5 protein-coding genes are annotated in these 6,182 nt (G+C 74.2%); 4 read left to right on the top strand and 1 reads right to left on the bottom strand.

All coding sequences use genetic code 11. The annotated features are described in order from the left end of the window. Positions 1-11: 11 nt before the first annotated feature. Entirely contained in the window at positions 12-1,001 is a 990-nt protein-coding gene (coaA, locus tag AC07FK_RS13330; RefSeq protein ID WP_479105002.1) for a type I pantothenate kinase, read from the bottom strand. A gap of 78 nt (positions 1,002-1,079) precedes the next feature. Between coaA and glmS the strand changes: the two genes are divergently transcribed. Genes glmS through alr form a run of 4 tightly spaced genes read left to right on the top strand, consistent with a single transcriptional unit; the run spans position 1,080 to position 6,001 of the window. After that, on the top strand, positions 1,080-2,954 hold the full coding sequence (gene glmS, locus AC07FK_RS13335; RefSeq protein ID WP_479105003.1) for a glutamine--fructose-6-phosphate transaminase (isomerizing): 1,875 nt from the start codon (positions 1,080-1,082) through the stop codon (positions 2,952-2,954). Between the two features lie 4 nt (positions 2,955-2,958). Beyond that, positions 2,959-3,327 (top strand): holo-ACP synthase, encoded by a 369-nt coding sequence (locus tag AC07FK_RS13340; RefSeq protein WP_479105004.1) that lies wholly within the window; start codon positions 2,959-2,961, stop codon positions 3,325-3,327. Positions 3,328-3,339: 12 nt separating this feature from the next. Then, positions 3,340-4,815, top strand: coding sequence for an NAD(P)H-hydrate dehydratase (locus AC07FK_RS13345; protein WP_479105005.1), 1,476 nt, complete (start codon positions 3,340-3,342; stop codon positions 4,813-4,815). 46 nt (positions 4,816-4,861) lie between these two features. Further along, the gene (gene alr, locus AC07FK_RS13350) at positions 4,862-6,001 is read left to right on the top strand and encodes an alanine racemase (RefSeq protein WP_479105449.1); all 1,140 of its coding nucleotides are present in this window, start codon (positions 4,862-4,864) and stop codon (positions 5,999-6,001) included. Positions 6,002-6,182: the final 181 nt, after the last annotated feature.

Genomic DNA, 6,182 nt, shown 5'->3' on the forward strand with positions numbered 1-6,182 from the left:
GGACGTACTCCTCAGAGTTTTCGGAGGGACAGGCGCTTCACCTTGTGGTCGGGGCCCTTGCGCACGACCAGCGTGGCACGGCCGCGCGTGGGCGCCACGTTCTCCAGCAGATTGGGCTTGTTGATGGTCCGCCACATGGTACGGGCGTAGTCCAGGGCCTCCTCCTCGGAGACCTGGGTGTACTTCGTGAAGTACGAGGAGGGGTCCTGGAAGGCGGTGGCGCGCAGCTTGCGGAAGCGGCCCAGGTACCAGCTCTCGATGTCCTCGGCGCGGGCGTCGACGTACACGCTGAAGTCGAAGTAGTCGGCGAGACCGACCCGGGTGCGGCCGTCCTTGCCGGGGAGCGCGGGCTGGAGGACGTTCAGGCCCTCGACGATCAGGATGTCCGGGCGGCGGATCGTGAGGCGCTCGCCGGGCACGATGTCGTAGATCAGGTGGGAGTAGACGGGGGCGGTGACCTCGTCCTTGCCGGCCTTGATGTCGGCGACGAAGCGGGTCAGGGCGCGCCGGTCGTACGACTCGGGGAAGCCCTTGCGGGCCAGCAGGCCGCGCCGCTCCAGCTCCGCCATGGGGTAGAGGAAGCCGTCGGTGGTCAGCAGCTCCACGCGCGGGTGTTCCGGCCAGCGGGCCAGCAGGGCCTGGAGGAGGCGGGCGACGGTCGACTTGCCCACGGCGACGCTGCCCGCGACCCCTATGACGAAGGGCGTGCCGCGCTGCGAGCCGTGGCCCTCGCCGCCGTCGCCGAGGAAGGTGTTCAGGGCGCCGCGCAGGCCGGAGGTCGCCTGTACGTACAGATTGAGCAGGCGGGACAGGGGGAGGTAGACGTCCCGTACCTCGTCGAGGTCGATGACGTCGCCCAGGCCGCGCAGCCGCTCGAGTTCCTCCGCCGTCAGCGGCAGCGGCGTCTTCTCGCGCAGCGCGCTCCACTCCGCCCGGGTGAGGTCCAGGTACGGCGAAGCGTCTGCCCGGCGCTGGGAGCTTCGTGACGGCGAAGTGATCACACGAACATTGTCGGGTCTGCGGGGGCGTCGTGGGTGGTGTGCTCGGTCACGTGGGGGCGGCGGCCGTAGGGTGCGGACATGTGCGGAATCGTGGGGTACGTCGGCGGGCAGTCGGCGCTTGATGTTGTCGTCGCGGGACTGAAGCGCCTCGAATACCGGGGCTACGACTCGGCGGGCGTTGCCGTCCTCTCCGACGGCGGGCTGGCCGCGGGGAAGAAGGCGGGCAAGCTCGTCAACCTGGAGAAGGAGCTCGTGGGACGGCCGCTGCCGGCCGGTGCCACGGGCATCGGACACACCCGGTGGGCCACGCACGGCGGGCCCACCGACACCAACGCGCATCCGCATCTGGACAACGCGGGGCGCGTCGCCGTCGTGCACAACGGGATCATCGAGAACTTCGCGGAACTGCGGGCCGAGCTGGCCGGGCGCGGGCACGAGCTCGTGTCGGAGACCGACACCGAGGTCGTGGCGCACCTGCTCGCGGAGTCCTTCTCCTCGTGCGGGGACCTGGCGGAGTCGATGCGGCTGGTGTGCCGGCGGCTCGACGGGGCGTTCACGCTGGTCGCCGTGCACGCGGACGAGCCCGACGTGGTGGTCGGGGCGCGGCGCAACTCGCCGCTCGTGGTGGGCGTGGGCGAGGGAGAGGCGTTCCTCGCCTCCGACGTCGCGGCGTTCATCGCGCACACCCGGTCCGCGATCGAGCTGGGGCAGGACCAGGTCGTCGAGCTGCGGCGGGACGGGGAGGGGGGCGGCGGGGCCGGTGTGTCGGTCACCGTCACCGACTTCCACGGCGCTCCGGGCGAGGCGCGGTCGTACCACATCGACTGGGACTCCTCCGCCGCCGAGAAGGGCGGCTACGACTACTTCATGCTGAAGGAGATCGCGGAGCAGCCCAAGGCGGTCGCCGACACGCTGCTGGGCCGGATCGACTCCGCCGGGTCCCTGACGCTCGACGAGGTGCGGATCCCCGACTCCGTGCTGCGGGAAGTCGACAAGATCGTGGTGGTCGCGTGCGGGACCGCCTACCACGCGGGGATGATCGCGAAGCTGGCCATCGAGCACTGGACGCGCATTCCGTGCGAGACGGAGCTGGCCAGCGAGTTCCGTTACCGCGACCCCATCCTCGACGCGCGGACGCTGGTGATCGCGATCTCGCAGTCCGGCGAGACGATGGACACGCTGATGGCGCTGCGGCACGCGCGGGAACAGGGCGCGAAGGTGCTGGCCGTGTGCAACACGAACGGGTCGACGATTCCCCGCGAGTCGGACGCGGTCCTCTACACCCATGCCGGCCCCGAGGTCGCCGTCGCCTCCACCAAGGCGTTCCTCACCCAGCTGACCGCCTGCTACCTCGTCGCGCTCTACCTCGCGCAGGTGCGCGGGTCCAAGTGGGGCGACGAGGTCCGGGGCGTCGTGCGCGAGCTGTCCGCCATCTCCGGCGAGGTGGAGCGGGTCCTGGAGACGATGGAGCCGGTACGGGAGCTGGCCCGGTCGCTGGCGGACAAGAACACGGTGCTTTTCCTCGGGCGGCATGTGGGGTACCCGGTCGCTCTGGAAGGGGCGCTCAAGCTGAAGGAGCTCGCGTACATGCACGCGGAGGGATTCGCCGCCGGCGAGCTGAAGCACGGGCCCATCGCGCTCATCGAGGACGACCTGCCGGTGGTCGTCGTGGTGCCGTCCCCCCGGGGGAGGTCCGTCCTGCACGACAAGATCGTGTCGAACATCCAGGAGATCCGGGCCCGCGGGGCGCGCACGATCGTGATCGCGGAGGAGGGGGACGAGGCGGTGGTCCCGTACGCCGATCACCTGGTCCGGATCCCGGCCACGCCGACGCTCCTCCAGCCGCTGGTCTCCACCGTGCCCCTGCAGGTCTTCGCCTGCGAGCTGGCCACGGCCCGGGGCAACGAGGTCGACCAGCCCCGCAACCTGGCGAAGTCCGTGACGGTGGAGTGAGCGAGTGATCATCGGGGTGGGGATCGACGTGGCCGAGATCGAGCGCTTCCGGGCGTCGATGGAGCGTACGCCGCAGATGGCGAGGCGGCTGTTCCTGGACAGCGAGTTGTACCTGCCGGGCGGCGACCGGCGGGGATACGCCTCGCTCGCCGCGCGGTTCGCGGCGAAGGAGGCCCTCGCGAAGGCGCTGGGCGCGCCGGCCGGGCTGCACTGGACGGACGCCGAGGTGTACGTCGAGGACACCGGTCAGCCCCGGCTGCGGGTGAGCGGGACCGTGCTGGCGCGGGCTGAGGCGCTCGGGGTGCGGTCCTGGCACGTGTCGCTCAGTCATGACGCGGGGGTCGCTTCCGCAGTCGTCGTTGCCGAAGGGTGAGGTGTGGTGCCGATGCGCGCTGCTCATGGCGTGGAGACCGTACGGACCGCCGAGCGGGAGCTGATGGCCCGGCTCCCCGAGGGCGCGCTCATGCAGCGGGCCGCGGCCGGGCTCGCGGCGGTGTGCGCGGGGCTGCTGGGGCGGGTGTACGGATCGCGGGTCGTGCTGCTGGTCGGGAGCGGGGACAACGGCGGCGACGCGCTGTACGCGGGCGCGCGGCTGGCCCGGCGCGGCGCCGGCGTCACGGCGGTGCTGCTGGACGCCGGGCGGGCGCACGCGGGCGGGCTCGCGGCGCTGCGGTCGGCCGGTGGCTCGGTCGCCGCCGACGCGCCGGGGGTGATCGCGCGGGCGGACCTCGTGGTCGACGGGATCACCGGGATCGGCGGGCGGGGCGGCCTGCGGGACGCCGCCGTACCGCTGGCGCGGGCCGCGCGGGACTCCGGCGCGGTCGTCGTCGCCGTGGACCTGCCCAGCGGGATCGAGGCGGACAGCGGGGAGGTGCGGGGCGAGTGCGTGCGGGCCGACGCCACGGTGACGTTCGGCACGTACAAGCCCGGACTGCTGATCGACCCGGCCCGGGAGTACGCCGGGGCCGTGCGGCTGGTGGAGCTGGGCCTGGACCTCGGGGCGGTCGAGGCCGACGTCGAGGCGCTGCAGCACGCGGACGTGGCCGCGCTGCTGCCGGCCCCCGGCGCGGAGAGCGACAAGTACCGGCGCGGGGTGGTGGGGGTCGTCGCGGGCTCGGAGCGCTATCCCGGCGCGGCGGTGCTCGCGGTCGCCGGGGCGCTGCGGGGCGGCGCGGGCGCGGTGCGGTACGTGGGCCACGGGGCCGACGCGGTGATCGCGCGCTTCCCGGAGGCGCTGGTGCACGCGGGGCCGCCGTCGGAGGCGGGCCGGGTGCAGGCGTGGGTCGTCGGGCCGGGGCTCGCGGAGGACGCGCAGGGTGCGCTGGCGGACGTGCTGGCGTCGGACGTGCCGGTGCTGGTGGACGCGGACGGCCTGCGGCCGCTGGAGCCGGAGGCGGTGCGGCGACGTGAAGCGCCGACGCTGCTGACGCCGCACGCGGGGGAGGCGGCCGCGCTGCTCGGGGTCTCGCGGGAGGAAGTGGAGGCGGGGCGGCTGGTCGCGGTCCGCGAGCTGGCCGCGCTGTACGGGGCGACGGTGCTGCTGAAGGGGTCCACGACGCTGGTGGCCCCGGCGGGCGCCACGGGGCGGCGGCCGGTGCGGGTCAACCCGACGGGGACGCCCTGGCTGGCCACCGCCGGCAGCGGGGACGTGCTGTCGGGGCTCGCGGGGGCGCTGCTGGCGTCCGGGCTCGGCGCGCTGGACGCCGGTTCGGCGGCGGCGTACGTGCACGGGCTCGCGGGGCGGCTGGCCGCGGGCGGGGTGCGCGGCGACGGCGTCCTGGGCGGTGCGCCGGTGGGCGCGCACGACGTGGCGGACGCGGTGCCGGCGGCCTGGCGGGGGATCGTCGGACGCCGGAGGTGAGGCGGGGCTGTCGTACGGCTCTGAGACACTTGGCGCGATGACCGCGATGACCCATACCCCCATGCGAGCCCGCGCCGAGATCGACCTGGCGGCCCTGCGAGCCAACGTGCGGGCTTTGCGTGCGCGCGCGGCGGGCGCCCACCTGATGGCCGTGGTGAAGTCCGACGCGTACGGGCACGGAGCCGTGCGCTGCGCCCGCGCGGCCCTCGACGCCGGGGCGACCTGGCTGGGTACCGCGACCCCGGAGGAGGCGCTTGCGCTGCGCGACGCCGGGTTCGACGGGCCGCTGATGTGCTGGCTGTGGACCCCCGGCGGGCCGTGGCGCGAGGCGATCGAGGCGGGCGTCGACGTGTCCGTGAGCGGACTGTGGGCCCTGGAGGAAGTGGCGGAGGCGGCGCGTGCGGCGGGCCGGGAGGCGCGCGTACAGCTCAAGGCGGACACCGGGCTCGGCCGCAACGGCTGCCAGCCCGCCGACTGGCCCGAGCTGGTGCGCCGCGCCCTGGAGGCCGACGGGGTGCGGATCACCGGCCTGTGGTCGCACTTCGCCTGCGCGGACGAGCCCGGGCATCCTTCGATCGACGCGCAGCTGACCCTCTTCCGCGACCTGGTCGAGCACGCCGAGAAGGCCGGGGCCGAGCCCGAGGTCCGGCACATCGCCAACTCGCCCGCGACGCTGACCCTGCCGGAGACGCACTTCGATCTCGTACGGACCGGCATCGCCATGTACGGCGTCTCCCCGAGCCCCGAGCTCGGCACGCCCGCCGATTTCGGGCTGCGGCCGGTGATGACCCTCGCGGCGTCCGTCGCGCTGGTCAAGCGGGTCCCCGAGGGGCACGGCGTCAGTTACGGGCACCACTACGTCACCGGCGGGGAGACGAACCTCGGGCTGATCCCGGTCGGGTACGCCGACGGCGTTCCGCGCCACGCGTCCGGCACCGGCCCGGTGCTCGTCGGCGGCAAGTGGCGGCGCGTCGCCGGGCGGGTCGCCATGGACCAGTTCGTGGTGGACCTCGGGGCGGACGTGGTGGAGCCGGGGGACGAGGCCGTGCTGTTCGGGCCGGGCGACCGGGGAGAGCCGACGGCCGAGGACTGGGCGCGGGCGGCGGGCACGATCGCGTACGAAATTGTCACTCGCATCGGATCGCGGGTACCACGCGTCTATGTGGACGAGGACCCCGACAGCTAGGAGAGCGGCACCGTGAGCGAGAGCAGCGCGCCCGGCGTGGCGGAGGTGGGGGGGGGGGGGGGGGGGGGCCCCCCCCCCCCCCCCCCACCCCCCCCCCCCAGGGGGGTTGGCGTAGACACTCCACACGGTGGGGTGGGGTGAAGCGGGGCGGGGGGGGCCACCCACATGGCGCGCCCCCCCC

This window comes from Streptomyces sp. NPDC046122, assembly GCF_056429965.1.